We start from the raw sequence: 2355 nt of genomic DNA on the forward strand, positions 1-2355 counted from the left end.
TTTTTCGTAACTCATTTTTGATGCGTTGAACTTCTATTTATTTGACAATTATATCAGACTTTCGCAGGAGGTCTAGTGCTAACTTCGCCCAGGTGAAACAGAATTCAGCACAGATTTATTTAGACATTACACGTCAAGCGATACAGCATTTGAGAGAAACGGTGAACCAACCCGATCGCTTAATTGGGACTAGCTACGATGAAACAGTGATGCTGCCAAAGCACCACCAGAATAACAATTTCTCGATAATCGCCATGACCTACCTCTACAAACTGATAGTTGCCTACTACTTTGGCAATTATCCGGCTGCCCTCGACTACATCGCCCAAATCAAGCCCTGTTTGATGGCACTATCGGGAGCGGCTCACGTTCCCATTTTCCATTTTCATGCCGCCCTAACTCACTTGGCACTCTGCCCCACCCAGCCAGAACCCCAGCAAGCCGAAATACTTGAGCAAGCAGCAAGCCATGAAATAATTCTGCGCCGAGCGATGCAGAATGCTCCGATGAATTATCAGCATAAGGTGGATTTGGTAGAAGCAGAAAAATGTCGAGTGTTAGGAAAGAACTATGAAGCAGGGGATTGTTACGATCGCGCCATTTTTGGAGCAAAAGCCAACGAATATATTAACGAAGAAGCTTTAGCAAACGAACTAGCAGCCAAATTCTATCTCAATTGGGGTAAAGAGAAAGTTGCCGCAGGTTATATGCAAGAAGCCTATTACTGCTATTCCCGTTGGGGAGCTAAGGGCAAAACTGATGATTTGGAAAACCGCTATCCCGAATTGCTCCGCCCAATTTTACAGCAGCCAGACTCCTCGGTGACAATGTTAAGCACACTATCAACGATCGCATCTCCCGGCTATTCCCTTCACTCCAACACCCGCAAAAGTTCTAGCAGTTCTAGCATCAATACAACCCTTGATTTTGCTGCCATTCTCAAAGCCTCCCAAGCACTTGCGAGGACGATTCAGTTAGAGGATCTGCTCTACCAACTCACCCAAATTATTCTGCAAAATTCCGGTGGCGATCGCTGTGCGTTAATCTTACCTTCGGAGAATCAAGTTTGGGAAGTACGGGCGATCGCCACACCCACCGCCACCGAACTGTACACCGAACCCCTGGAAAATAACCCCAATCTCCCCGTTAAACTGATTCAATATGTCAAAAACACTCACAAAGTCGTGGTGATTGACGATCTAGAAACCGATTTACCCGTAATTGATAATTATTTGACACTACAGCAGCCGAAAAGTGTCCTGTGTTTACCCGTTCTCAATCAAGGAAATTTGGTTGGTATTTTGTATCTCAACAATCGCTTAACCAGTGGTGTGTTTACCAGCGATCGCATCATTATTCTCGACTTCCTCTGCACCCAAGTGGCTATTTCTCTAGAAAATGCGCGGCTTTACAATCAAGTCCAGCAGACTCTCACCGACTTGCAAAATGCTCAATTACAAATAGTCCAAAGTGAAAAAATGTCGGCGCTAGGTAACTTAGTTGCCGGTGTCGCTCACGAAATCAACAATCCCGTCGGCTGTATTATTGGCAACGTTGGTGCTGTCCAAGATTCCATCAATGATCTATTTGGGCTGATTGACCTCTATCAAGAGGAACTCCCGCAACCTAGCCCCACCATTGAAGAAGAATTAGAGACAATTGACCTAGAATATTTACGCTCTGATTTACCCAAGTTAATCAGAGCGATGAAAGATGGGGGCGATCGCATCACCAGCATCAGCAAGAGTCTCCGCACTTTCTCCCGTGCTGATAGCGACCAAAAACAAAAGTTCAACCTCCACGAAGGGATTGATAGTACCATCTTGATTTTACGCCATCGCCTCAAAGCTAATGAGACTCGTCCGGCGATTGAAGTTGTCACAAACTACGGGAAAATTCCGGCGATCAATTGCTTTCCCGGTCAATTAAATCAGGTGTTTATGAATATTCTTGCCAATGCGATAGATGCGTTGGATGAATCAAATATAGGTCGGACTTTTGCCGATATTCAGGCGAATTTTAACTGCATTTCCATTACAACCTCCGTCGAAAATAATCTGGTTAAAATCACTATTACTGATAATGGAAAGGGGATGAATTCAGAGGTAAAACAAAAAATATTTGACCATTTATTTACTACAAAAGCCGTTGGCAAAGGAACAGGATTGGGATTGGCGATCGCAAAGTCTATTGTGGTCGAAAAACATGGCGGTTCCCTGAACGTTAATTCTATACTGGGATCGGGAACAGAATTTATCATCACCTTACCCCTTCAGGGAAAATAAACAGATTAACTTTTCCCTGACATTCAGACTCATTCAACAAACCCATCATTAACTTTCCGCCAATAATAAC

General features: G+C 44.0%; 1 protein-coding gene. It reads left to right on the plus strand.

Translation table 11 applies throughout. The features are described 5' to 3' along the window. Positions 1 to 41 precede the first annotated feature (41 nt). On the plus strand, positions 42 to 2285 hold the full coding sequence (locus tag QUB52_RS28925) for a GAF domain-containing sensor histidine kinase (protein ID WP_332976341.1): 2244 nt from the start codon (positions 42 to 44) through the stop codon (positions 2283 to 2285). Positions 2286 to 2355 lie beyond the last annotated feature (70 nt).

This window comes from Microcoleus sp. A6-C6, from assembly GCF_036705955.1.
Classification (GTDB): Bacteria; Cyanobacteriota; Cyanobacteriia; order Cyanobacteriales; family Microcoleaceae; genus Microcoleus.